Raw genomic sequence first — 25498 nt, forward strand, 5'->3', positions numbered from 1 at the left:
AGATAGTGGGGAGCAGGTCCCGTATGCAAGGCAAGGTATCGTCCGAACGCACCGCGATAGCGACAGTTTATGTCGGTATCGATGTCTGTAAAGAGTGGCTGGACATTCATCTGCATCCTCTCGGCCGCAGTTTTCGGGTGGCCAACGACACGGCCGGCCTGCGCCGCCTCAAGCGGGAGCTCGATGCGCTTGGTCAGATGCCGCGCTCGGCGCTGCATATTGTCATGGAGGCGACCGGCAAGTGGCATCGCGCCGTCCAGCGCTCGCTGCATGCCGATGGCTTTTACGTGTCGGTCGTCGATCCGCTGCGCGCCCGGTTGTTTGCCAAAGCTTGCGGCTTTCTCGCCAAGACCGATCGGCTCGATGCGCGGCTTTTGGCCATCATGGGAGAAGCCCTCAAGCCCGCACAGACCCCACCGCAGGACCAAGCCCTGGAAGCCCTGCAGGAACTGGTCAATGCCCGATCTGCGGCCAACGGTGAACGCACCGCCCTGTCCAACCGGATGAAGACGGCCGTGACCGCCTTCCTGCGCAAGGAACTGACGCGCCGGCTTGCCGCGCTCGACACCCATATCGCAAGACTGGATGCCGAAATCCAGCGGAGCATCGGCGCCGAGCCCGAGATGCGCCGCCGCCTCGACATCCTCATCTCCATTCCCGGCATCGGAGCCGTCACCGCCGCAAGCCTGATCGCCGGCCTTTGCGAACTTGGCGCCTGCTCCGGCAAGCAGGCCGCCATGCTGACCGGCCTTGCGCCGCTCGCCTGCGAAAGCGGCGAGCGGGCCGGACATCGCGCCATCAGGGGCGGACGCCCCGCACCCAGGAACGCCATCTACATGGCCGCCCTGTCCGCCTCCCGTCACAACCCGGACCTCGCACACTTCGCCGAAAGACTGAAGAAGGCCGGAAAACCCAATAAGGTCGTCCTCGTCGCCGTCATGCGAAAGCTCATCGTGCTCGCAAATACCCTCATTACTAAAAACCGCATCTGGACACCAAATCCACCTTGACACCAAACACAGATGCTCATCCGACCCTTCGGGCCACCTTCTCCCCGTTGGGGAGAAGAGGGAATATGTCGCTCCCCTTTCAGACCAATCCAGAAACATCGACCGCATTCATCACCGCCCCAAATAGTTCTCGATGACCTTCGGATCCGAACTCACAAAATCGATCGATCCCTCTGCCAGCACCGATCCCTCAGCAAGGCAGGTCACCTTGACGCCGAGGTCTCGGATGAAGCCCATGTCATGTTCGACGACGACGACCGACCGGGTTTTGGCGATATCCTTGAGCAGGATCGCGGTTTCCGCCGTCTCCGCATCGGTCATTCCGGCCACCGGTTCGTCGACCAGCAGGAGCTTCGGCTCCTGCGCCAGCAGCATGCCAATCTCCAGCCATTGCTTCTGCCCGTGCGAGAGATTGGCGGCGAATTCGTCGCGGCGATGCGTCAGCCGCACGGTTTCGAGGATCTCCTCTATGCGCGTCTTGTCCTCGCCCGAAAGCCGGTAGAACAGCGTCGAGAACACACCGCGACGGCGGTTCAGCGCCAGCTCCAGATTGTCCCACACCGTATGGCTTTCGAAGACTGTCGGCTTCTGGAACTTGCGGCCGATGCCGAGCTGCGCGATATCGGCCTCGTCCTTCTTGGTAAGATCGATCGTGCCGTTGAAGAACACCTCACCCTCATCGGGCCTGGTCTTGCCGGTGATGATATCCATCATCGTCGTCTTGCCGGCGCCGTTCGGGCCGATGATGGCGCGAAGCTCGCCGGGTTCGATGACGATCGACAGCGAATTCAGCGCCTTGAAGCCATCGAAGGAAACCGAGACGCCGTTCAGATAAAGCACGCTGGTGGGTTTGACGTCGGGGATCATGGCGCTCACTCCGCTGCCTGGATTTTCGGCTCGATACCGTCTTCCTCAGCCGCCGGTGGTGCCGCCTTGGAGACGACCTTCCGCTTGCCGAGATATTGCGCGATCGTGCCAACGACACCCTTGGGCAGGAACAGCGTGACGGCAACGAAGAGGCCGCCGAGCGCAAACAGCCAGAACTCCGGGAAGAGGCCGGTAAAGATCGTCTTGCCGCCGTTGACGAGGATCGCGCCGATGATCGGGCCGATCAGCGTCGCCCGTCCGCCGACCGCGGTCCAGATGACGACTTCGATCGAATTGGCAGGGGCGAATTCGCCCGGATTGATAATGCCGACCTGCGGCACGTAGAGCGCACCGGCAATACCAGCCATCATCGCCGAGACGACGAAGGTGAAGAGCTTGAAGTGCTCGACGCGGTAACCGAGGAAGCGCGTGCGGCTTTCGGCATCGCGCACGCCGACCAGCACCTTGCCGAACTTCGAGCGCACGATCGCCGAGGCGAGCAGCAGCGACAGCGCCAGGAAGAACGCAGTTGCCGCAAAGAGGACTGCACGCGTGCCGTCAGCCTGGACGTTGAAACCGATAATGTCCTTGAAATCGGTAAGGCCGTTATTGCCGCCGAAGCCCATGTCGTTGCGGAAGAAGGCCAGCAGCAGCGCGTAGGTCATCGCCTGGGTGATGATCGAAAGATAGACGCCGTTGACGCGTGAGCGGAAGGCAAACCAGCCGAAGACGAAGGCGAGCAGGCCGGGCACGATGAGCACCATCAGCGCCGCAAACCAGAAATGGTTGAAGCCGTACCAGAACCAGGGCAGATCCTTCCAGTTCAGGAACACCATGAAGTCGGGCAGAACAGGGTCTCCGTAGCTGCCACGCGTGCCGATCTGGCGCATCAGATACATGCCCATGGCATAGCCGCCGAGCGCAAAGAAGGCACCGTGGCCGAGGGAGAGGATGCCGCAAAAGCCCCAGACGAGATCAAGCGCCAGCGCCAGCAGCGCATAGGTCAGATACTTGCCGAACAGCGACATGATATAAGTCGGCACGTGCAGCGGATTGCTCGGCCCCGTCATCAGGTTCAGGACCGGCACGAGGACCGCGACCAGAAGTAGGAGGGCGATGGCAACGACGATCTTGCGATCGAGTGATCGGAGAAGGAAGGCCGTAATCATGCTTCCACCGCCCTTCCTTTGAGTGCGAAGAGCCCACGGGGACGCTTCTGGATGAAGAGAATGATGAGGACGAGCACCAGGATCTTGCCGAGCACGGCGCCGGCGAAGGGCTCGAGGAACTTGTTGACGACACCGAGCGACAGAGCGCCGACCAGCGTACCCCAGAGATTGCCGACACCGCCGAAGACGACGACCATGAAGCTGTCGATGATGTAGGATTGACCGAGGTTCGGCGAGACATTGTCGATCTGGCTGAGCGCCACGCCGGCGATGCCGGCAATGCCCGAGCCGAGCGCGAAGGTGAAGGCATCGACCCAACCGGTGCGGATGCCCATCGATGACGCCATGCGCCGGTTCTGCGTAACGGCACGCATCTGCAGGCCGAAGGCGGACCGCTTGAGCAGCAGGAGCAGCGCTACAAAGACCACCATCGAAAAGACGATGATCCACAGTCGGTTCCAGGTGATGGAGAGCCCGCCGAGATCGAAGACGCCGGACATCCAGGTCGGATTGCGGACCTCGCGGTTGGTCGGGCCGAAGATGCTGCGCACTGCCTGCTGCAGGATAAGCGACACGCCCCAGGTGGCGAGCAGCGTTTCGAGCGGCCGGCCGTAGAGATAGCGGATGACGGCGCGCTCGATCACCAGACCGACGAAGCCGGTAAAGACGAAGGCCGCAGGCACGGCAAAGGCCAGCGAATAATCGGCAAGTTCAGGAAAGGCGGAGGTGATGTACTCCTGCACCACATAGGTGGTATAGGCGCCGATCATCACCATTTCGCCATGCGCCATGTTGATGACGCCCATGACGCCGAAGGTGATGGCAAGGCCGATCGCGGCAAGCAGCAGTACCGAGCCGAGAGACAATCCGTACCAGATGTTCTGGACGATATCCCACAGCGCCAGGCTGCGATTGATGGAGCTGATATCCGCCTGGATCGCCGGCTTCAGGTCGTCAGGCGCGGTTTCGAGTGTGGTGGTGAGGATGGTCAGAGCATCACGATTGCCACGCGCCGCGATCGTATCGATCGCAGCCTTCTTGTCTTCCACGCTCGCATCCGTCTTGAGCAGCAGCACTGCGCGCGCCGCTTCCATCGTATTCTTGATCTCAGCGTCCTTTTCGGCCGCAAGCGCCGTGTTCAGCAGGTCGAGATTGGCGGGATCGGCATCTTTCAGCAGGCCCTGCGCCGCGGCAAGCCGCGCGGAACGATCCGGGCTCATCAGCGTCAGCTGGCTCGTGGCGGCGCCGATAACGCCGCGAAGCGCGTTGTTGATCTTGACCTTCGTCATCAGGTCCGGATCGACATCGGCAGCGGCTTCGCCGGTGATCGGATCGGAATAGGTCGGTTCGTCATCGGTACCGCCCTGGAGGAGAACCGGGCCGCCATCGGAATTGACGTAGAGAAGACCGTCGCTCAACTGCTGCAGGATCTGGCTGACATCTGGATCCTTGGAAGCGACCAGCGCCTTGATGGCCGCTTCGCGTTCCGGGAAATCGCCGACGCCGAGCGCGTCGATGAGTACGTGGATATCGTCCTGGGCCTGGACTTCGCTCGAGATTATCACGCCCGAAAGTGTCAGGCCCGAAAATGCCAGGCAAACCGTGATGAGGAAAATCTTTATGGCGCGATACATCGGCTTTCTCGCCCTTGATAGTGTTGGCCTCGCGGCGCAATCGCTGGGACGGAGCTTCCGCCCGGGATCAAACCCGGACGGAAGCCTTCAGGCAATCATCGGATCGGGTCGTATTCAGGAGCCCTTGCCACCGCACTTGCCCGTAGCGACGTTGAAGTTGCCGCAGGACATCGGCTTGCGCCAATCGGAGATCAGATCCTTGGAGTCAGGCAGGAAATCTGACCATTCGTCGCCGACGACGGCAGGTGTCTGCTGGACGATTTCGAACTGGCCGTCGGCCTGGATTTCACCGATCAGCACCGGCTTGGTGATGTGGTGGTTCGGCATGACGGTCGCATAACCGCCGGAGAGGTTCGGAACGCTGACGCCGATGATGGTGTCGAGAACCTTGTCGGTATCGGTCGTGCCGGCAGCCTGGACGGCCTTAACCCATGCGTTGAAGCCGATGTAAGCGGCTTCCATCGGGTCGTTCGTCACGCGCTTGTCGTTCTTGGTAAACGCATGCCAGTCCTTGATGAACTTCTTGTTGGCCGAGCTTTCGACCGATTCGAAGTAGTTCCAGGCAGCGAGATGGCCGACGAGCGGCTTGGTGTCGAGGCCGGCAAGCTCTTCTTCGCCAACCGAGAAGGCGACGACGGGGATGTCGGTTGCCTTGATGCCCTTGTTGCCCAGTTCCTTGTAGAACGGAACATTGGCATCGCCGTTGATCGTCGAGACGACGGCGGTCTTCTTGCCAGCCGAACCGAATTCCTTGATCTTGGAAACTTCGGTCTGCCAGTCGGAGAAGCCGAACGGCGTGTAGTTGGTCATGATGTCTTCTTTCGGAATACCCTTCGAAATCAGGTATGCCTCGAGAATCTTGTTGGTCGTGCGCGGATAAACGTAGTCCGTACCTTCGAGAACGAAGCGCTTGACGCCTTCTTTTTCCATCAGGTAGTCGACAGCAGGAATGGCCTGCTGGTTCGGAGCAGCACCGGTGTAGAAGATGTTGCGCGAGGACTCTTCGCCTTCATACTGGACCGGGTAGAAGAGGATCGAGTTGGTCTCTTCGAAAACCGGCAGAACGGACTTGCGCGACGAGGACGTCCAGCAACCGAAGACGGCGGCAACCTTGTCCTTCTGGATCAGCTCACGTGCCTTTTCGGCAAACAACGGCCAGTCGGAAGCCGGGTCGACGACGACGGCCTCGAGCTTCTTACCGAGAAGGCCGCCCTTCTTGTTCTGCTCGTCGATGAGCATCAGCATAGCGTCCTTGAGCGTGGTCTCGGAGATGGCCATGGTGCCGGAGAGCGAGTGCAGAATGCCGACCTTGATCGTGTCATCGGCGGCAACTGCACCGCTAAAGGCGGCCGACGCCGCCATGACGGCGCCGAGCGCTGCGCCCGTAATAGTGGATTTGAGATTCATCTGGTTGAACTCCCCTCTTCTTGTTCCGCAACAGACCGGAAACGGAGATTAACTGTTGCTTAAAGAACTATCGGATGCTGCAGCGCGAAAACACATACGTCGATTGACGTATGCGCGGGGGGCAAACAGGCAGTAGGCCGGGAGAGAGGTGGCATCCCCCACGGCGGGAGATGCCCTGTCGATTCTCTCGGAGGAATTATCCGTCAATCGTCAAGGTGACTGATGTCGGGCCGTAGGAAAGGCTCGCCTTGTGGCCGGAGACGGTGAACTTGCCGAAGGTGCCGGTCACGGCACTCGCCTTCAGGATCTCGATCTTCGTTCCAGGCGTCGGGACAAAACCGTCGGCAAGCGTCACATCGAGATCGCCGGCCAGCATCGCCTTGCCATGGACGATCAGCGTACCCTCGCCGTTCGCGCCGAGCCTCTGCTTCATCACGGCCGTGGCAAGCTGCTGATAGTCGCCGCCGACGGTCACGGGCTTGTCCACCGCCAGAACGAGCGAACCGCGGCCAACCGTCAGGTCACCGGTACCAAAGGCCGAGGGCGATAGGGCCACCAGTGCGCCCTCCTCGATCACTGCGCCGCCGGCATAGCTGTTGGCGCCCGAAAGCCCGAGGATGCCTTCGCCGCGCTTCACCAGCCTGCCCTTGCCGGTGATGTCGTTCCGCCAGGTATCGATCGCATTGAAACCGCCCTTTGCCGCGGCCATCGTCACGGTCACGTCCTGTTCGAACGCGCCGTAACCGTCGGCGGCGGCAAAAAGGTTGAGACGGCCGTAACCTTCCGCATCGTCGAGCAGCGGATAGCCGGAGGCGATCTCCGTCGTCTTCAGCACGTCGCGGCGCTGCTCGCCGTCCAGATAGGGCAGACGCGTTTCGAGAAGCGCTTCGGCGCCCTGCGGCACGCGCGCCGGCTGATCGGTCGCATGGATCGTCGGCAGGCCATAGCTCAGGCGCTGCAGCACGTAAGCGCGATTGGCGTCATGATCGGCAAAACGGTCTGCGGCCAGCGGTGCCGCATGGGCGGCAACCTCGAGCGCGCCCGCATCCGCAACGCCTGATTTGGCGACGAGCCATGCCTGCGCTTGGGCGTAAGCATCGCTCTTCAGCGCCGCATTGTCGGCCTTGTTCAGATTATAGACGACCGTGGCGGTGCCGAGCATCCGGCCGCCCATCACGTCGAGAGGAGAATGCATGCCGGCGAGGATGCGGTCTTCGCCCAGTTCGCTGGCGCGCGTGACCATTTCCTGAAAGCGTTGCGGCACGAGATAGGCCATGGCGAGTGCATCCCGCCAGGCTTCCGCCGTATGCCCGCTGGGGAAACCGCCGTCTTCGACCGGCTTGCCGCTCTTGGCGGGCTCCAGCGTCGGGACGACCGATACGTCCTGGCTCCAGCGGTAGGGACGGCCATATTTGAAATAGCGCTTGGCAGGCTCCGTCGAGCCGTCACCGCTTGCGGCAATGATGAAGTCGATTGCAAGGCCCATGTCGGGGTTGGCATCGGTCTTGTTTTCCGTGTCCGGCTTGCTGCCGGCGCCGCGATTGTTGCCCTTGTCGTCATATTTGACCGTTGTCGCATCGGCCGCCACCTCGGTGATCGTGGTGGTCTGCTTCGAGCCGGCCTTCCAGGCATCCGTCAGCGGACCGAGGCCATCGACGATGCTGGCATTCTTGCCGCGCCGATCGTCGAGATAGGCGGCGACGGCCTGATCGGCCGTCCGCGCCCGCGTCGCATTGACGACATAGGCGATGTTGGCGTCATGGACGGCCTGGTTGACGATATGGCCGTCGGTCTTGCTCGCGGGAATACCATCCCAATCCGTCTTGGCGACCGCCGGGCAATTGTCCTTGGCCGGGGCTTCGACGCCCGCATCGACGAAAGGCGTGCGCGGGGTCCAGATTTCCAGGAAGCCGGAGAGAAGATGAACGGCGGCGTTGGTGTCCGCCGTCGAGAAGCAGGCGTCACCGCGCTTGTTGGTGTTTCCGGCCTCCGCATAAGGCGCTTTCGCTGCCGTGGACTGCTCGGCGCTGGCAAGCGATGGCACGATCGAAAGGAGGCAGACGAGGGCGGTGCTCAGGCGGCAAAGGCTTAAAACAGACATGGGTGATACCCGAAATGGTTGACGAACGCCGGGAGAGTTAGAGCCCTTATGTGACAGATCAATTGCAAAAATATTGCCATTCTGTGAACCAGCAGGTGACCGCCTCTTGCCTTTCCAATCCATCCCGCCAAAACTGCCGGAGAGACGATAAGCCCAACCGGGATGCCGGAAAGGAAGACATGGCAGCGCGCCAACGCATCATTCCGGTGAGACGCGAATATAATCGCTGGGTCGCCAACCAGACGCTGGAGGATTACGCTCTGCGCTTCACCGCAAAGAGCGCCCGCCATTTCTCTTCGCAGCGCATTTCGCAGACGGCGATCGGCGCAATCTCCTTCCTGGCGCTGGAGGCAATCGGCGGCGCAATCACCCTCTCCTACGGCACCACCAACGCCTTTTACGCCATCATCGTTGCCTCGATCGCCATGCTGGCGATCGGCCTGCCGATCAGCCGCTACGCCATCCGCCACGGCGTCGACATTGATCTGCTGACGCGCGGCGCGGGCTTCGGCTATATCGGCTCGACGATCACCTCGCTGATCTATGCGAGCTTCACCTTCATGCTGTTTGCGATCGAGGCTTCGATCATGTCCGGGGCGTTGGAGCTCACCCTCGGCATCCCGCTCTGGATCGGCTACATCATCAGCGCCGTCATGGTGATCCCGCTGGTGACGCATGGCGTACGGCTGATCAGCAAGTTCCAGCTGATGACCCAGCCCTTCTGGATCGTGCTGAATATCCTGCCCTTCATCTTCATCGCCTTGTTGGACTGGGAAAAATTCGATCTCTGGCGCGCCTTTGCCGGCATCCGCCATGCCTCCGGCCCGCCCGGCACCATCGCCGAATTCGATCTGGTGGAGTTCGGCGCGGCCTCCGCCGTCATCCTGGCGCTGATGTCGCAGATCGGCGAACAGGCCGACTTCCTGCGCTTCCTGCCGCCGGACCCGCAGCGCAAGTGGCGCCACCGCCTGGCGATCTTTCTCGCCGGGCCCGGCTGGGTCATCATCGGCGCGCCGAAGTTGCTTGCTGGTTCATTTCTGGTCGTGCTGACCTTCACCTCGGGCATCCCCCTCGATCGCGCCGCCGACCCGGCGCAGATGTATCTGACCGCCTTCGGCTACATGGTCCCCTGGCACAATGGCGCGCTGCTGTTGATGGCCGCCTTCGTCGTCGTCTCGCAGCTGAAGATCAATGTGATGAACGCCTATGCCGGTTCGCTCGCCTGGTCGAACTTCTTCTCGCGGCTGACCCACAGCCATCCCGGCCGCGTCATCTGGCTGGTCTTCAACGTCGCAATCGCCCTGCTTTTGATGGAACTCGGCATCTACCGGCTGCTGGAGGAGACGCTCGGCATTTTCTCGATCATCGCCATGGCCTGGCTCTGCACGATCTCCGCCGATCTCTTCATCAACAAGCCGCTGGGGCTGGCTCCTCCCGGCATCGAGTTCAAGCGTGCCCACCTCTACGACATCAACCCGGTCGGCCTCGGCGCCATGACGCTGTCGGCGACGGTGTCGCTGATTGCCCATTTCGGCGCCTTTGGCGAGATCGCCGCCTCGCTCGCGCCCTATATTACCCTCGTCATCGCGCTGGTCGCCTCGCCTGTCATCGCCTGGGCAACGAAAGGCAAGTTCTATCTCGTCCGCAAGCCGCGCCAGAGCTGGAAAGACCTGACGAACATCACCTGCTCGGTCTGCGAGCATCCCTTCGAGCCAGAGGACATGGCCTGGTGCCCGGCCTATGCCGCGCCGATCTGCTCGCTTTGTTGCTCGCTCGACAGCCGCTGCCACGACATGTGCAAGCCGGCCGCCCGTTTCAACGCACAGGTCGGCACCGTCGCCAAGGCGCTGCTACCGGAAGCCATTCTGGGGAAGCTGACGACGCGCCTTGGCCGCTACGGCATCGCCGTCGTGCTGGCATTGACCGCCATCGGCGCAATCCTGGCGATGATTGCCCATCAGGTCGCCTCCGCCTCGCCCGAGACGGGCGAGGTCGTCAATCGCACCATCCTCATCGTCTTCTTCGTCTTCTCGGTGATCTCAGGCGTCGTCTGCTGGTTCTATGTGCTCGCCCATGACAGCCGCGTCGTTGCCGAGGAGGAATCCTCACGCCAGAACACGCTGCTGCTCAAGGAAATCGCCGCCCACAAGAAGACCGACGCCGCCTTGCAGAACGCCAAGGAAACCGCCGAGGCCGCCAACCGCGCCAAGAGCCGCTATGTCGTCGGGCTCAGCCATGAATTACGCACGCCGCTGAACGCCGTGCTCGGCTACGCCCAGATCCTCGAACGCGACGAGACCATCCCGGCGCCTCGCCAATCCTCGATCAAGGTCATCCGCCGCAGCGCCGAACACCTCTCCGGGCTGATCGACGGCCTGCTCGATATTTCCAAGATCGAAGCCGGCCGCCTGCAGGTCTATTCCAACGAGATCAACATCCAGGATTTCCTCGACCAGATCGTCGATATGTTCCGCCCGCAGGCGCAGGCAAAGGGGCTTGCCTTCATCCATGAGCGCGCGCCGGCCTTGCCGCAATTCGTCCGCACCGACGAAAAGCGCCTGCGCCAGATCCTGGTCAACCTGCTCTCCAATGCCATCAAGTTCACTGATGAGGGCAGCGTCACCTTCGACGTCGGCTATCGCAGCCAGGTCGCGACCTTCACCGTTGCCGATACCGGCCGAGGCATCACGGAGAAAGACCTGCCCCGTATCTACGAACCCTTCCAGCGCGGTGAGGCCGAAAGCGTGCGGCCGATGCCGGGACTCGGCCTCGGCCTCACCATCACCCGGCTTTTGACCAATACGCTCGGCGGCGAGATCTCGGTTGCAAGCGTAAAGGACGAAGGCTCGACCTTCCGCGTCCGGCTGATGCTGTCCGCCGTCATGCGTGCCGTGGCCGCCGCGCCGCAGGAGAAGCGCATTGTCGGTTATAACGGCCCGCGCCGCACGGTCGTCGTCGTTGACGATAACGAGGACCACCGCGAGATGATGCGCGAGATCCTGGCGCCGCTCGATTTCATCGTGCTGACGGCGGCAGGCGGCGGCGAATGCCTGACGCTGATCGAGGGCATCATGCCGGACCTTTTCCTCGTCGATATTCTGATGCCCGGCATGAACGGCTGGCAGCTCGTCTCGCGTCTGCGCGAGGCCGGCCAGATGGCGCCGGTGCTGATGCTGTCGGCCAATATCGGTGATGCGGCCGTTCTCAGCGACAGTGACGACAGCCACAATGATGCGATCGGCAAGCCGGTCGACATCCGCCAGCTGCGCGACAAGCTCGCCCTGCATCTCGGCCTGACATGGATCTATGCCGATGCCACGCCAGCCGTTCCTGTCAAGATCGAAGCTCCGATGCTGAGCCCAGGTGCTGCCCATGTGCAGGAATTGCTGCGGCTCGGCGAGATCGGCTATATCAGAGGCATTGAAGCCAAGCTTTCGGACCTTGCCAAGGTGGAGGCAAATCAGCCATTCACGGAGGAACTTCGCGCCTATGTCGCCGCCTTCGATCTCGCCGGCTTCATGACCTTCCTGCACGACTTCGACGAAAAGGTGGAATCCATTGGCTGAGCCGGCCCTCCCCCGCGACATCGTTCTGCTCGTCGACGACTCCGCCGAAGCCCTCGGCTTCATGACCGACGCGCTCGAACAATCCGGCTTCTCCGTGCTGATCGCCACATCGGGCACGGCGGCACTTGGTATCGTCGAGCGCATCACGCCCGATCTTATCCTGCTCGACGCGGTGATGCCGGGTATGGATGGCTTCGAGACCTGCCGCCGGCTGAAGGCGAATGCCGCGGTAGCGCAGGTGCCTGTCGTCTTCATGACCGGCCTGACCGAGACCGAGCATGTCGTGCACGCGCTGGAATCCGGCGGCGTCGATTATCTCAGCAAACCGATCAACATCGATGAACTGCGCGCCCGCATCCGCGTCCATCTGCGCAACGCTCGCTCGGCCCAAAGCGCCCGCATCGCCCTGGACGCAGCCGGCCGCCATCTGCTGGCAGTCAAGGGCGACGGCGCCATCCACTGGTCAACGCCGCAAGCGACACGGCTGGTCAATGCCGCCATGGGCAGCGACGACGGCATGGAAATCGTCGTCCGCCATATCGCCGGCTGGATGCGCGACCGCGTCGCCGCAGTGCGCGACGGCATCATCTCGATCGCCCATGCCGGCCAGGCAGCGCTGCAGCTCGCCTTCCTCGGCGCAATCGGCCCTGACGAATATCTCTTCCGCCTCACCGCCGCCAGTCAGCGCAGCGACGACGAGGTGTTGCGCCAGCGCTTCTCGCTCACCCAGCGCGAATCCGAAGTGCTGCTCTGGATCGCCAAGGGCAAGGCCAACCGCGACATCGGCGAAATATTGGGACTGTCGGCGCGGACGGTGAACAAACACCTCGAACAGATTTACGTTAAGCTCGGCGTCGAGAACCGCGCCTCGGCCGCCGTGAAAGCCACGCACGTGCTGTACGAGATGTAAGAGGGTGATGGAGGCTGGTTCCGTGGCGCTGCCGAGATGCGGCGTCACCATGACGGTCTCCATCCGCCCCAGCGCCTCCGGCACATCAGGTTCCGCCTCGCAGACGCCAAGCCCCGCCCCACGGATCATGCTGTTTTTCGCCGTCAGCAACCCCTTCACCGAAGCGAGCTGCCGGGCGCCGTAACGCGCGTCTTCGTGGGATCGATCGATGAGCGATTGCGGCACGGTAGCCAGGCCGGAATTGGAACTCCCGCAAAAAGAAAGAAGCCCGGTCGGAACCGGGCTTCGATAATCATGTCCCATAAAGGGAAGCGAGGCTTACATGCTCTGCGGGAAGTAGCTGTACTTGCCGTCCGGACCCTTCTTCCATTCGTACATGATGTAGCCAGGAATCTTCGGGTCGCCCTTTTCGTCGAACGAGATGTCGCCGAGAACGGTCGGGAACGGCCCCTTTTCCTTCATGGCCTTGGCAACGGCCTCAGGATCCAGCGAACCGGCAGCCTTGGCGGCCTCGGCGATCGTCTGCATCGCAGCGTAGGAATACAGCGTGTAGGCTTCCGGATTGAAACCAGCGGCCTTGAACTTTTCGACGAGTTCCTTGTTCGCAGGGTTCGCCGTCGGATCGGGGCCGAAGGTGTTCAGCGTACCGGCGACGGCGTCGCCAGCGATCGAGGCCAGTTCGTTCGAAACGATACCGTCGCCCGAAACCAGCGTCGCCTTCAGGCCCTGGTCGGCCGCCTGGCGGATGATGAGACCGGCTTCGGTGTGCAGACCACCCCAATAGATGATCGAGACGCCGGCTTCCTTCATCTTGGCGATGAGGGCCGAGAAGTCCTTGTCGCCGACGTTGATGCCTTCGTATATGACTTCCGTGACGCCGGCGGCATTCATAGCCTTCTTGGTTTCGTCGGCAAGGCCCTGACCGTAAGGGGTCTTGTCGTGAACGACAGCGATCTTGGCGTCCTTGAAGTGATCGGCAAGATATTTGCCGGCGATGGCACCCTGCTGGTCGTCACGGCCGCAGGTGCGGAACGTGTTCCAGAGGCCCCGCTCCGTGAAGGTCGGGTTCGTCGCGGCCGGGGTGATTTCGAGGATGCCGTTTTCGGCATAGACTTCCGAAGCCGGGATCGAAACGCCCGAGTTGAAGTGGCCGATGACAAACTTGACGCCGTCAGCAGCGAACTTGTTGGCGACCGAAATGCCCTGCTTCGGGTCGGAGACGTCGTCGCCGAGCTCGATCTTGATCTGCTCGCCGTTGATGCCGCCAGCCGCGTTGATGTCGGCGGCTGCCTGTTCGGCACCCTTCTGGAGCTGAGCGCCGAACGCGGCGTTCGGGCCAGTCAGCGGACCAGCGACAGCGATGAGAACGTCGGCCCACGCGTTGCCGCTGAAGGCGACCATCGCCGTCAGAGCCACTGCCGACAGAAGAGACTTCTTCATATTATTACTCCCAATTTTTGGGCGGGTTCCGGTCCAAGGCCCAGCGCACTACCCACCATTGACTGCGCCAGGAAAGCTGTTCCACTCGGAAGGCAATTCATGCCTAGTTTCAACGGACTGTCAATGTTTGTCCTTCCACGAAAACGCGGAAGTTTTTTCGTACAGCCAGTAATAGTTGTTAACCATCTGATTGGTGCGGCGGTAGCGGAAGCCGGCCGTCGAGAACACCAGCAGCGTCACGAAGTCGAGGATATAGTAGAAGGCGTTGAGCATCGGCCCATTGAACAGGGCATGATGCAGGAACTGCATCGCCCAGGCGAGCAGAAATGTATAGACGACGACCAGCGGATAGTCGCTCCAGCCCTCGGCAACCGCTCTGCCGGCGCGCCAGGCCGTCCAGAAGCCTAAGAGCAAGACGATGACACGGATCGCCACAAGGGGGCCGGCATCTGCTTCGAAGAAAAGTCCCTGCATGTCAAACTCTCCTTTCGACCTAGTGTCTTCCGCCTTCGAGATAGGCGGCGCGGACCTCGGGATTGGCAAGAAGCTCCTTGCCGGAGCCGCTCATCGTCACCTTGCCGTTCACCATCACGTAGGCGCGGTGAGAAAGCCTGAGGGCGGCGAACGCGTTCTGCTCGACGAGGAAAACGGTCAGCCCCTCCGCCTCGTTGAGCTTCCTGATCGCTTCGAAGATGCCCTTGACGATCAGCGGCGCAAGACCGAGCGAGGGTTCGTCGAGAAGCAGCAACTTCGGGCGCGCCATCAGCGCGCGGCCGATCGACAGCATCTGCTGCTCGCCACCCGAAAGTGTTCCACCCCGTTGGGCGTGACGTTCCTTGAGACGCGGGAAGAGCGTGAAGATCTTCTCGACGTCTTCGGCGAAGTGTTTCAGATTGTCGAGGCCAGCGCCCATCTGAAGATTTTCCAGAACCGTCATGCGCGGGAAGATGCGGCGGCCTTCCGGCGACTGTGCAATGCGCAGACGGGCGATTTCATGCGTCGGCATGCGGGTGATGTCGCGGCCCTCAAAGACCACCGAACCGGTGCGGGCCTGCGGGCTGCCGCAGATCGTCATCATCAATGTCGACTTGCCGGCGCCGTTTGCGCCGATCAGGCTGACGATCTCGCCCTTGTTGACGTGGACATCGACGCCGGCCAGCGCCCGGATATTGCCGTAATAGGTTTCGACGCCATTCACCTGAAGGAGCGGTTGACCCGTCATTACTTCATCGCCCATCAGTTTGCGCCTCCTTCGAGCTGCTCGACGGCTGCGATCACCTCTTCCACTTCTTCATCCTCGACACCGAGATAAGCCGCGATGACCCGCGGATCGTTCTTCACGTGATCCGGTGTGCCATCGGAAATCTTCTGACCATATTCGAGGACGACGACGTGGTCGGAGATTTCCATGACCACAGACATGTCGTGCTCGATCAGCAGGATCGACGTCCCGGTTTCGGCGCGAATGCTCTTCAGCAGCGCGTTGAGCGTTGCCGATTCCCGTGGGTTGAGGCCGGCAGCCGGTTCATCCAGGCAAAGCAGCTCCGGGCCGGTGCACATGGCGCGGGCGATTTCGAGACGCCGCTGGGCGCCGTAGGGCAGATCGCCGGCGGGGTCGTCGGCGCGGTCGATCAGGTCGGCCTTCTCAAGCCAGAAACGGGCAATCTCGATCGCCTCGGCCGCTTCCCGCCTATAGGGGCCGACACCGATAAGGCCGAGGATCGTATAACCCGATGCCTTCATCAGCTTGTTGTGCTGGGCAACCAGCAGGTTTTCGAGAACGGTCAGGCCGGAGAACAGCCGGATGTTCTGGAAGGTACGCGCGACCTTGGCTTCCCTGGTGATGCGAAAGTCCGGCAGGCGCTCCAGCAGGTATTGCTTGCCGCTCTTCTGGTTGAGCGTGATCATGCCCATCGTCGGCTTGTAGAAGCCGGTGATGCAGTTGAAGACGGTGGTCTTGCCGGCGCCGTTCGGCCCGATCAGCGCGGTGATATCGCCACGCTTGGCTTCGAAGGAGAAGTCGTTGATGGCCATCAGGCCGCCGAACTTCATCGACAGGTGTTCGACCTTGAGAAGAGTGTCGTCAGACATCGTATTCGTCGTTACGGGGCTCATCAACCATGGCCCTCCTTGATGAAGCTTCCGGATATCGCCTTGCGCTCCCTGAGGAAGGCTGTCGGCTCACGCGAGCCGACGAAGCCGCGCGGCTTGAACAGCATGACGACGACCATGGCGAGGCCGAAGATCAACATGCGGTATAGTTCCGGCGTAAAATCGGGTCCGAAGATGAGTTTTAGGAAGCTCATTTCGCGCAGCAACTCGGTGCCGCCGACCATGACGATGGCGGCGATCGCGATGCCGGTCAACGACCCCATGCCGCCAAGGACAACAATGGCGAGAATGACGGCCGATTCCAGGAAGACGAAGGATTCCGGCGAGACGAAGCCCTGGCGGGCGGCGAAGAACGAGCCGGCGAAACCGGCAAACATCGCGCCCGTCGCAAAGGCGGTGAGCTTGGTCGTCACCGTGTTGATGCCGAGCGAACGGCAAGCGATCTCATCTTCGCGCAAAGCTTCCCAGGCGCGTCCGATCGGCATGCGCCGCAGCCGGATGGTGACATAGGCCGTCAGCATGCAGAGCGCCAGGATCAAATAGAACAGGAAGATCTTATAATAGGCCGAGGAGATCGGCAGGTTAAAGAGCTTGGCAAAGCCGCCGGCCGTCGCATCGAAGGGAATACCGAAGAGTGTTGCCTTCGGGATGCTCGAGATACCGAAGGTGCCCTTCGTCACTTCAGTCCAGTTGATGAGGACGAGACGAATGATTTCACCGAAGGCGAGCGTCACGATGGCAAGGTAATCGCCGCGCAGGCGCAGCACCGGGAAGCCGAGAATGACGCCCCAGAGTGCGGCGAAGATGCCCGAAAGCGGCAGCAGCACCCAGAAGGACAGGCCGAAATAGCTCGAAAGCAGTGCGTAGGAATAGGCGCCGACGGCATAGAAGGCGACATAGCCAAGGTCGAGCAGGCCGGCAAGGCCGACGACGATGTTCAGCCCCCAGGCGAGCATCACATAGATCAGGATCTGAATGCCGAAATTGTCGACATATGTCAGCGAGCCCTGAGGGCCTTTGATCGCCACCACCACCATGGGATAAAGCAGCAGCGCGATCAGCGCGATCTTCAGGAAATGCCGGTGGAAGAAGCTCTTCTCTGTCGAGATATCGAGTTCGCCCTCGCGCGCCTTGCTGAGCTTGCGGCGGTCGATATTCGGCCTGATGAAAACAACCATGGCGAAGCGGCCGATGGCAGCGACCGCGACGAAGATCGCAAGCAGGCCCCAGCGCTGGACGATGATCAACTCATTGCTGATGTTCTGGTCGGTCTTGAGGCCGACATAGAGAACGAACATGCCGAACGACAGGACGGCGGCGAAAAGAGCTTCGGTAAGGCCTTTGCGGACAAGTCCGGCATCGGGCTTGCCTGCAGAATTTTCGGTGTTTGCCATGACGTTATACCTTCTCGACTTCCGGCCGCCCGAGGATGCCGGTCGGCTTGAAGATCAACACGAAAGCCAGGATCGCAAAGGTCGCGACGTCCTTGTAGGCGATGGTGAAGTATGCCGACCACAGCGACTCGATAAGGCCGATAAGGAGGCCGCCGAAGACGGCGCCGGGCAACGAACCGATACCGCCGAGAACGGCTGCCGTGAAGGCCTTCACGCCAGGCGTGAAGCCGTCGTTGAATGAGGCAACGCCATAATACATCAGGTACATCGTGCCGGCCACGGCCGCGAGCGCCGCACCCATAACGAAAGTGATGGAGATCGTCTGGTCGACGTTGACGCCGAGCAGCGCGGCCATCTTGCGATCCTGCTCAGTGGCGCGCTGGGCACGGCCGAGTGCCGTACGATTGACGATGTACCAGAAGATCGTCAGCAGCACTGCCGTGATCACGATGATGATGATCTGCTTCAGCGACACCGAGATGTTGCCGAACTGGTAGACCGAGCTCACCATCGGCGGGATCGGCTTGTTGCGTGGACCCTGCGTCACCTGGATGAAGTTGGACAGCGTGATCGACATGCCGATCGCAGTAATCAGCGGCGCCAGGCGGAAGGACCCGCGCAGGGGCCGGTATGCCACGCGCTCGATCGTCCAATTCCACAAACTCGTCATCAGCATCGCAACGACAAGCATCACCAGCAGCAGAACGGCCACCGGGAGACCTGCGAAGATGGATGTGAGGACGAGGAAGACGATAAGAGCGGCGAAACCACCGAGCATGAAGATGTCGCCATGGGCGAAATTGATCATGCCGATAATGCCGTAAACCATCGTATAGCCAATAGCCACAAGGCCATAGATAGATCCGAGCGTCAGCCCGTTTAAGAGCTGCTGGACGAAATACTCCATATGTCGTTTTCCCCTGGATGCGAGCGAAACATGCTGCATCTCTTTTTGGTTCTTCGGTTCCCCGTTTCAGGGAACCTCATAGGCCGAATGCATAGCGGTTTCGTCGAAAATGTGAAGACAAAAAGGGGTTACTCCGACAGATTCTTGCGGAAACAGGGTTAACTGGCGCATTTTGAACCAAAATCCACAGAAAAACGGCAGAGCGGGGCCTATTTTTAGCCAGAAACCGCCACTGGGTTAACCATCCGGAGATATCGCCGTCGATTTCCTGCACTGCTTGTTGCGTAAGCTATTCCACAGAATTGGAAGATGGAGCAAATTCCGACCCGAAGGCAGCCCCTTTGACGAATGCCATTTCACCAGCGATGCCGCATCTTCGTCTGACAAGGCTGAAAACTTATGGTAGCATCATCAGGCTGCGTATTGAGGGATGCGGAGCACGACGGGGAACACCATATAAGCTTGCGTATCTGGTTTGTGACAGGGATGGTTTGCGGACGAGCGACAGCGGGGTGCTCGCCGCGTGGCGAACGGCAAAAGGACAATGCTGAGGACATTTGAAAAGGCGGCGCTCGAAGCCGGCAAGGCCATCATCACGGTCTTGCGCGAAGGCTTCCCAGTCGCCATGAAGGCGGATGCAAGTCCGGTCACGGTCGCCGACGAGGAGGCCGAACGCATCATCCTCGCTCATCTCGCCAGAGATTATCCTGAAATACCCGTCGTGGCGGAAGAATCGGTCGCCGCCGGCAAGGTGCCCGACATTGCCGGCCGAGGCTTCTTCCTGGTCGACCCTCTCGACGGCACCCGTGAATTCGTCGACGGACGACAGGAATTCACCGTCAACATCGCCTATATCGAGAACGGCGCCCCGGTGGCCGGCATCGTCTATGCGCCGGCGCTGGGGCTTGCCTTCTCGGGAGAACGCGGCCACGCCGAAAGGCTCGTCGTCATGGACGATTTCACGGTTGGCGCACGCAGCGCAATCACGGTGCGCGAACAGCCGGACGACAGGCTGGCGCTTGCAAGCCTTCGCCACAACAGCCCGGAGACCGGGAGCTTCCTCGCCGACCACGCGATCTTCAAATGCACCAATATCGGTTCCTCTCTGAAGTTCTGCCTGCTCGCCGAAGGCAAGGCCGACGTCTACCCGCGTTTCACCCGCACGATGGAATGGGACACCGCGGCTGGCGATGCGGTGCTGCGCGCCGCTGGCGGTTCGACGGTGACGCTGGACGGAACGCCGCTGACCTACGGCAAGACGGGAACGGCGGCCGATTTCGACTTCGCCAACCCGAACTTCATCTCCTGGGGCGGCAGGAAACGCGTCCTCGAACCGGCGTGATCACCCGCGGGAATCGCTAAATACCGGCAGGCGGCGCAATCCTTTGCCTCGCCGCCACGCGTTCAGGCCTGCCGCGACAATCCGCGATCTCCGATAAGCGCCCCATCTGGGCGGGCCGTCCCTCTACCTGCCAAATATCCTCCCCCTGCGTGTCTGGAAGCGCGTCCACGACCCCATTTCAAGCTGTGGGGTGATTCGCGCGATCGGGTCTCACCAAGTGATTCTGGCCGTGAACTCGTCGTCTGCATCTTTTCAAGATGCTGTCCCTCCACCAATCCTGCCTTGATTCTGTCACATTTTGACACGGCTTCCAGAATGATCGATATCTTCATCAGAAAAATTTCGCCTCGTCTTCCGTTAAGAAATACGCTTAAGAGACTTGGGTCACGTGCCGAAACGGCGCGTCGCCAGCCCCTGCGAACCCTCGCCAAAGTCCTAAAAACCTTGACGAAATTCCAATTATTAACGAAATATCATGAGCTTGCCTCAACTTAACGCAAATGCGAAAGATTTGCTGCGATGCGATATTTCTCTGGACACCATTACACAATTGTCGCATTTTTCCGTTTTAGTAGGGTTACCAAGACCTGAGTGCTGCCCTGGCAACAGGGCAAACCATTGATCGCCTTTTGCCGCCGCGCCCCCTCGAAGACAACAGAGTACGATCCTTGAGCATCACGGAATTAAACAACAGCATTTCAACAGAGTCCTTCCGGCCGAGCCGCCGTCAGCAGCCGAGCCTGAAGATCCAGACCCCTGTTATCCATAGCGATGCGCCGCAGGCGCCGTTGATGGATCTGGTCCTGAAGCGGGCGTTCGACATCGTATCGTCGTTGAGCGCCCTCCTCGTCCTCGCCCCTTTCCTTCTGTTCGTCGCCCTGCTGATCAAGATCGACAGCCCAGGGCCGGTGCTCTTCAAGCAGACCCGCTGGGGCAAGAACTGTAAGGCCATCAAGGTCTACAAGTTCCGTTCCATGCGCACCGACCTCTGCGACGTCTCCGGCGTTGCCCAGACGGTGATGAACGATCCGCGCGTCACTCGCGTCGGTGCCATTCTGCGCCGCACGAATGTCGATGAGTTGCCGCAGCTGCTGAACGTACTGCTGGGCCACATGTCGGTCGTCGGTCCGCGCTGCCATGCGATCGGCATGCGCGCCGGCGGCGTGCTCTACGAAGAGCTCGTACCGGAATATCATCAGCGCCATGCGATGCGCCCCGGCATGACGGGTCTTGCCCAGATGCGCGGCCTGCGCGGTCCGACCGATCGTCCGGCCAAGGCGCGCGCCCGCATCGCCAGCGATCTCTACTACGTCGGGAATTTTTCGATCTTGATGGACATGCGCATCATTTTCGGAACCGTCGTGTCGGAGTTGACCCGCGGAAAAGGCTTCTAAAGCGCGTCGCGATCTTTCAGATTCGCTCCTCGCGCTTTAGTCTTTGTTTTTGCGCATGTCGCACAAAAAGCGATGCCCACTTTGCGCGACATGCTTCCCAGCTTTAGCTTTGTGAGAAAGGGCCGGCTGCCTCAGAGCAGCCGGTACCGGAATGCTGTGGCGACCGCCGCATGCGGCTGACCGAATCGAGCTTGCGCATCGCGCTCTTCAGAGAACCCACCACCGTATGCGACGAGAGATTGAGAATGATCGCGATCTCGTCGCTGCTCTTGCCGGCCGCCGACTACAGCGCCGCGCGTCTTTTTAGACGCGCAAAGGACGCTGTAGCACTTTGAATTGCTGCCTGATTCCTTAAATCGATTCCGATTTAAGGAATCAGGCAGCGTCGCAGGCATTCGATTTCCAACGGACCATCCTCCACGCTGCTGCTACGCGAAACCTTGTCCAGAAGCTCCATGGAGCGGTAGAGCAGCGCCATCGCCTGCTCTCGCGTGGGCATAGGACAGCCGCCTGAGAAGGCGAAGATGTATTGTTTCAGGTCAGCGTCGTGCAGCGTGAAGGCGAAGCTATTCTTCAGCCCATGCATCTGAAAGAGCACATTGAGTTTGCGGTTTTCCTGATTGGCGGCGCTGCCCGCAAACGACCCCTCCTCGCAGAAGATCGGCACAATTGTCCGCTTCATCGCGGTCACCAGTCTGCTGCAATAGAAGAGATCGGCAGCCTCGTAAAAACCGACAAGGCTTTGCGGCCAATTGCTGATCAACCGGTTTTCGGTGCAAGCTCGCCCCGCGGGAAAGCCGAGACCAGATAGAAATCGAAGCCCGCAACCTTCGCCATCGCGTCGAGCCGTTCCTTGCCGTCGTCGGCCGAAACCCCGGCGCGATCGGCCTGCGAAGGCGAAAATGCAGCATCCTCAGCGCAGTCGCCGACTGCGCGTTCACGTCTTTTCAACTTCATATCCTCGAATGGCCAGCTTCGGCTCGGCCTTGCTGCCGGCGGCGAAAACTTCGCGCCGGGGCATCAGCCCGCATCCCGAGGATACGAAGCATCAAGAACACGAACTGGACTGATACAGCGGGAAGAACGGAGACGAAGTCTTGCGCTCATTCTTATGTTGCCGCCCTTACAAGATCGTCCCGGGAAATCAGCTGATATTTATTCCGCATGGCTCCCATGCAGGGCGCTACAAATTGACGTGGCGGCAGGCAGCGGCCCCCATCATCGGCCAGGGCGGGCGTCTAAATTTGTTATCAAAGTCTTACGATGGGTTTAGGCAATTTTTAAATGTGGCAGGCTAGAGTGGGGCTCGTGGTCTTGCGTTGTGTAGAGAGTCCAATGACCGAAATGATACGTCCCCGAGTAAAATATGTCATCGGCCCCGATGGCAGCCCCCTGACGATCGCGGATCTTCCGCCGCCCAATACGCGGCGCTGGGTGATTCGCCGGAAGGCAGAGGTTGTCGCGGCTGTCCGCGGTGGCTTGTTGAGCTTGGAAGAGGCCTGCGAGCGTTACACGCTCACGGTCGAAGAATTCCTGTCCTGGCAGTCGTCGATCAACAGCCACGGTCTTGCCGGCCTGCGCACCACGCGCATTCAGCAATATCGTCACTGATCACACCCCAGCATCGACGACATTTATTTCGGGCCGGACGCATCTCCCATGAGGGAATGAAGAAGGCCCGAAATCATTGACGAGGCCGCGTAGCACCAGAGGCCGGGCTGCGTGAAGGCATCCGCCAGCCCCGTCGTCTTCGCCGCCGCAATGACGATCGCGACGAGCAGCACATCCATCATCGACCACTTGGACAGATGCGGTACGACGCGACGATAGAACAGGCTGCCGGCCCCACCCCCGGCGGCCGTCGCTTCTGCGGTGATCCCCATCGCCTCCACGGTGATGCCGATCATCTTCAGAAACGGGAGCAGGATCGAAACCAGGGCGACGATTGCCGCCAGCAGCCCGTCCCCGCCTTGCCAAAGCGAGACGATGATTTCGATGAGCGACGGCGTGTCGTCGAAGAAATACAGCGTCTCGAAACGGACCAGCGGCAAGACGAGGCCGAGCGCCAGGAAGAACGGCGCAGCCACGAGAAGCACGGGGCGAGCCATCGAAAGCGCACTCATTGCCCTGAACCTCTCATCGATCCGACATTTTGCATCAACACTCTGTCCTGCCCGTATTGCCTCCACGGCTTGGCACGACCGCGCCGCCATGTCACGGTCCGCTACGACAATATCGGTTATGAGGAAAGACAATGGACATTCGAAGTGAGGAAGGCGTCTCCGGCGGCCGCTATGCGGCCGAGGTCGAAGGGCACGAGGCGGAGATGACCTATTCACGCACATCGCCTAAGCTGGTCATCATCGATCACACGGCCGTTCCCGATTCGCTGCGCGGTAAAGGTGTCGGCCAGGCGCTGGCGCTCCACGCCGTGGAGGCAGCCCGGACCGGCGGCTGGAAGATCATCCCGCTCTGCCCATTCTTCAAGGCGCAGGCACAACGCCATCCGGAATGGAAGGATGTCGTGAATTAATGCATGTCGCCGAAAAGCGCACAGCGGGCTTGGGACAAGGACACGCATAAAATAAATCGTCCCTGCGGGGGACGAATCTCGTTTCCGGTGGGAGCGACGCCGTAAGGCAAACACCAAAAGCCATGTATAACGGACAGCGCGCCCATCATACATGGCTTCTCAGTGGCGATCCCAGGGCGCCGAAGCCGGCACCCAGCCGTTTCTGTTACGCCCTTGCTCTGGCGCCGCCGTCACGCTCTTCCAGCGCTGTGGCCCTTGCATATTCCGCTTGCATCTCCTCGAGCGCCATTTCCAGCGTCTCTTCCTGCATCTTCAGTTCCTTGATCGAAACCTGCAGGTTGTCGGCCCGCTGACGCGCGGCCTTGGCGAAGGTCGGATAAGCAAAGTGATTCGGATCGGAAATACCGGACTTCTTTTCCTCGACGACGATCTGGCTCTCCAGATCCTTCGTCATCCGTTCGAATTCGGACATCATCATCTGCAACTGCTGCAACTGACGTCGTTTTTCGTTCACCTGAAATTCCTTCAGGCGAACGAGACTTTCTCGCGACTTCATACGCATTACTCCCGTGATGCGAGACCCCGGCTCAACTTGAAACCGCCCTGCGCGCCGCTTTGACACGGTTTGCTAAAAAATTTCCCGCGATATTAACAAATACCTACCGCTGGTAACCTTTCGTTTACGGGCATCGTTAATGATAGGCCCGATGATTTAAGGGTCGGTAAATGCCGAGGCATGAAGTTCGAACCTTTTCATTGGCGAGTCGGATGAATCACTTAGCGCTGTTTCCTAATGTTAAAGTTGAGGAGCACCTTTTTGAGATTCCTATTGGAAAACAGAGAAATGGAAAAATTGTTTAATAAATTCGATACTCCTTGCCAGAGTGAATTAGAATTTGTTAACCATTTCGTGGCAGCTTTCAAATCACGTAGCGTGTTCGGTATCGTGTAGGGGGCCAGACCACCTTTCGGCGGCGGTAAAGGGGATAATTATGCGGGTACTTCTAATCGAGGATGACAGCGCGACGGCGCAGAGCATCGAGTTGATGCTTAAATCAGAGAGTTTTAATGTTTATACCACCGATCTCGGTGAAGAAGGCGTCGATCTGGGCAAGCTGTATGATTATGATATCATCCTTCTCGATCTGAACCTGCCCGACATGTCCGGATATGAAGTGCTTCGCACTCTCCGACTGTCCAAGGTCAAGACGCCCATCCTTATTCTGTCGGGCATGGCCGGCATCGAAGACAAGGTTCGCGGCCTCGGTTTCGGCGCTGACGACTACATGACCAAGCCGTTCCACAAGGACGAGCTCGTCGCCCGCATCCACGCCATCGTCCGCCGCTCCAAGGGCCACGCCCAGTCGGTCATCATGACCGGCGAGTTGATCGTCAACCTCGATGCCAAGACTGTCGAAGTCGGCGGCCAGCGCGTCCACCTGACGGGCAAGGAATATCAGATGCTGGAGCTGCTTTCGCTCCGCAAGGGCACCACCCTCACCAAGGAAATGTTCCTGAACCACCTCTACGGCGGCATGGACGAGCCGGAACTGAAGATCATCGACGTCTTCATCTGCAAGCTCCGCAAGAAGCTCGCCAACGCTGCCGGCGGCGCCAACTACATCGAGACCGTCTGGGGCCGTGGTTACGTTCTTCGCGAGCCGGATGGTGCCGAATACGCCGAAACCGCCTGATATTTTTTCCGATCCCCC

Annotated in this window: 22 protein-coding genes and 1 pseudogene; 9 read left to right on the forward strand and 14 right to left on the reverse strand. The window is 60.3% G+C overall.

Annotated elements, in window-relative coordinates:
- The first annotated feature begins 23 nt into the window (after positions 1 to 23).
- Positions 24 to 1010 carry an IS110 family transposase gene (locus BA011_RS14835; RefSeq protein WP_065281024.1) on the forward strand — a complete coding sequence of 329 codons (987 nt, stop codon included), beginning with the start codon at positions 24 to 26 and terminating at the stop codon, positions 1008 to 1010.
- A gap of 111 nt (positions 1011 to 1121) precedes the next feature.
- Here the strand turns inward: BA011_RS14835 and urtD are convergent, their stop codons facing one another.
- The 5 genes from urtD to BA011_RS14860 all read right to left on the reverse strand — a co-directional run bounded on the left by urtD (position 1122) and on the right by BA011_RS14860 (position 8188).
- Positions 1122 to 1877: an urea ABC transporter ATP-binding protein UrtD gene (gene urtD, locus BA011_RS14840; RefSeq protein ID WP_020486145.1), complete on the reverse strand. Its 756-nt coding sequence runs from the start codon at positions 1875 to 1877 to the stop codon at positions 1122 to 1124.
- Between the two features lie 5 nt (positions 1878 to 1882).
- Positions 1883 to 3046: an urea ABC transporter permease subunit UrtC gene (urtC, locus tag BA011_RS14845; protein WP_065281025.1), complete on the reverse strand. Its 1164-nt coding sequence runs from the start codon at positions 3044 to 3046 to the stop codon at positions 1883 to 1885.
- Positions 3043 to 4680 carry an urea ABC transporter permease subunit UrtB gene (gene urtB / locus BA011_RS14850; RefSeq protein ID WP_065281026.1) on the reverse strand — a complete coding sequence of 546 codons (1638 nt, stop codon included), beginning with the start codon at positions 4678 to 4680 and terminating at the stop codon, positions 3043 to 3045. Before urtB ends, urtC begins: the two co-directional genes overlap by 4 nt.
- A gap of 114 nt (positions 4681 to 4794) precedes the next feature.
- Positions 4795 to 6087, reverse strand: coding sequence for an urea ABC transporter substrate-binding protein (gene urtA / locus BA011_RS14855; protein WP_065281027.1), 1293 nt, complete (start codon positions 6085 to 6087; stop codon positions 4795 to 4797).
- Between the two features lie 196 nt (positions 6088 to 6283).
- Positions 6284 to 8188, reverse strand: a complete 1905-nt coding sequence (locus tag BA011_RS14860) for an acid phosphatase (RefSeq protein ID WP_065281028.1) — start codon at positions 8186 to 8188, stop codon at positions 6284 to 6286.
- A 179-nt stretch (positions 8189 to 8367) separates the two neighbouring features.
- Here BA011_RS14860 and BA011_RS14865 point away from each other — a divergent pair, with 179 nt between their 5' ends.
- From BA011_RS14865 to BA011_RS46545, 3 genes are read left to right on the forward strand one after another with little or no spacing between them, the layout of a single operon-like run.
- Positions 8368 to 11754, forward strand: a complete 3387-nt coding sequence (locus BA011_RS14865; RefSeq protein ID WP_065281029.1) for an ATP-binding protein — start codon at positions 8368 to 8370, stop codon at positions 11752 to 11754.
- A complete protein-coding gene (locus BA011_RS14870; protein ID WP_017961753.1) occupies positions 11747 to 12664 on the forward strand; it encodes a DNA-binding response regulator in 918 nt (305 codons plus the stop codon). Before BA011_RS14865 ends, BA011_RS14870 begins: the two co-directional genes overlap by 8 nt.
- A 22-nt stretch (positions 12665 to 12686) precedes the next feature.
- The gene (locus BA011_RS46545; RefSeq protein ID WP_186806437.1) at positions 12687 to 12848 is read left to right on the forward strand and encodes a hypothetical protein; all 162 of its coding nucleotides are present in this window, start codon (positions 12687 to 12689) and stop codon (positions 12846 to 12848) included.
- A 134-nt stretch (positions 12849 to 12982) separates the two neighbouring features.
- On the opposite strand, the gene BA011_RS14875 is transcribed toward BA011_RS46545, so the two are convergent.
- The 6 genes from BA011_RS14875 to BA011_RS14900 all read right to left on the reverse strand — a co-directional run bounded on the left by BA011_RS14875 (position 12983) and on the right by BA011_RS14900 (position 18517).
- Positions 12983 to 14104 (reverse strand): branched-chain amino acid ABC transporter substrate-binding protein, encoded by a 1122-nt coding sequence (locus BA011_RS14875; protein WP_065281030.1) that lies wholly within the window; start codon positions 14102 to 14104, stop codon positions 12983 to 12985.
- 120 nt (positions 14105 to 14224) lie between these two features.
- A complete protein-coding gene (locus tag BA011_RS14880; protein WP_065281031.1) occupies positions 14225 to 14578 on the reverse strand; it encodes a DUF6867 family protein in 354 nt (117 codons plus the stop codon).
- Positions 14579 to 14597: 19 nt separating this feature from the next.
- Positions 14598 to 15341, reverse strand: a complete 744-nt coding sequence (locus BA011_RS14885) for an ABC transporter ATP-binding protein (RefSeq protein ID WP_003542336.1) — start codon at positions 15339 to 15341, stop codon at positions 14598 to 14600.
- Complete coding sequence (locus BA011_RS14890; protein WP_065281032.1) at positions 15341 to 16219, reverse strand: ABC transporter ATP-binding protein; 879 nt, start codon at positions 16217 to 16219, stop codon at positions 15341 to 15343. The genes BA011_RS14885 and BA011_RS14890 overlap by 1 nt, the downstream gene beginning before the upstream one ends.
- On the reverse strand, positions 16219 to 17610 hold the full coding sequence (gene livM / locus BA011_RS14895; protein WP_025395697.1) for a high-affinity branched-chain amino acid ABC transporter permease LivM: 1392 nt from the start codon (positions 17608 to 17610) through the stop codon (positions 16219 to 16221). The genes BA011_RS14890 and livM overlap by 1 nt, the downstream gene beginning before the upstream one ends.
- 4 nt (positions 17611 to 17614) lie before the next feature.
- Positions 17615 to 18517 carry a branched-chain amino acid ABC transporter permease gene (locus BA011_RS14900; protein ID WP_003542342.1) on the reverse strand — a complete coding sequence of 301 codons (903 nt, stop codon included), beginning with the start codon at positions 18515 to 18517 and terminating at the stop codon, positions 17615 to 17617.
- 544 nt (positions 18518 to 19061) lie between these two features.
- Here BA011_RS14900 and cysQ point away from each other — a divergent pair.
- The gene (cysQ, locus tag BA011_RS14905; protein ID WP_017961757.1) at positions 19062 to 19859 is read left to right on the forward strand and encodes a 3'(2'),5'-bisphosphate nucleotidase CysQ; all 798 of its coding nucleotides are present in this window, start codon (positions 19062 to 19064) and stop codon (positions 19857 to 19859) included.
- 668 nt (positions 19860 to 20527) lie between these two features.
- Entirely contained in the window at positions 20528 to 21253 is a 726-nt protein-coding gene (locus tag BA011_RS14910; RefSeq protein ID WP_065281033.1) for a sugar transferase, read from the forward strand.
- Between the two features lie 131 nt (positions 21254 to 21384).
- Here BA011_RS14910 and BA011_RS14915 read toward each other — a convergent pair.
- A pseudogene (locus BA011_RS14915) lies at positions 21385 to 22204 on the reverse strand (autoinducer binding domain-containing protein).
- Positions 22205 to 22588: 384 nt separating this feature from the next.
- Here BA011_RS14915 and BA011_RS14920 point away from each other — a divergent pair.
- The gene (locus BA011_RS14920) at positions 22589 to 22864 is read left to right on the forward strand and encodes a DUF1153 domain-containing protein (RefSeq protein WP_007533628.1); all 276 of its coding nucleotides are present in this window, start codon (positions 22589 to 22591) and stop codon (positions 22862 to 22864) included.
- A 23-nt stretch (positions 22865 to 22887) separates the two neighbouring features.
- Here the strand turns inward: BA011_RS14920 and BA011_RS14925 are convergent, their stop codons facing one another.
- Positions 22888 to 23376, reverse strand: coding sequence for a paraquat-inducible protein A (locus BA011_RS14925; protein WP_065281034.1), 489 nt, complete (start codon positions 23374 to 23376; stop codon positions 22888 to 22890).
- A gap of 131 nt (positions 23377 to 23507) precedes the next feature.
- On the opposite strand from BA011_RS14925, the gene BA011_RS14930 reads away from it, so the two are divergent.
- Positions 23508 to 23786: a GNAT family N-acetyltransferase gene (locus tag BA011_RS14930; RefSeq protein ID WP_020051356.1), complete on the forward strand. Its 279-nt coding sequence runs from the start codon at positions 23508 to 23510 to the stop codon at positions 23784 to 23786.
- Positions 23787 to 23991: 205 nt separating this feature from the next.
- Here BA011_RS14930 and BA011_RS14935 read toward each other — a convergent pair whose 3' ends face one another.
- The gene (locus tag BA011_RS14935; RefSeq protein ID WP_003542353.1) at positions 23992 to 24342 is read right to left on the reverse strand and encodes a hypothetical protein; all 351 of its coding nucleotides are present in this window, start codon (positions 24340 to 24342) and stop codon (positions 23992 to 23994) included.
- Between the two features lie 436 nt (positions 24343 to 24778).
- On the opposite strand from BA011_RS14935, the gene ctrA reads away from it, so the two are divergent.
- Complete coding sequence (gene ctrA, locus BA011_RS14940; protein WP_003542362.1) at positions 24779 to 25480, forward strand: response regulator transcription factor CtrA; 702 nt, start codon at positions 24779 to 24781, stop codon at positions 25478 to 25480.
- Positions 25481 to 25498 lie beyond the last annotated feature (18 nt).

Origin of the sequence: Rhizobium leguminosarum, assembly GCF_001679785.1 — a bacterium.
GTDB lineage: Bacteria > Pseudomonadota > Alphaproteobacteria > Rhizobiales > Rhizobiaceae > Rhizobium > Rhizobium leguminosarum_R.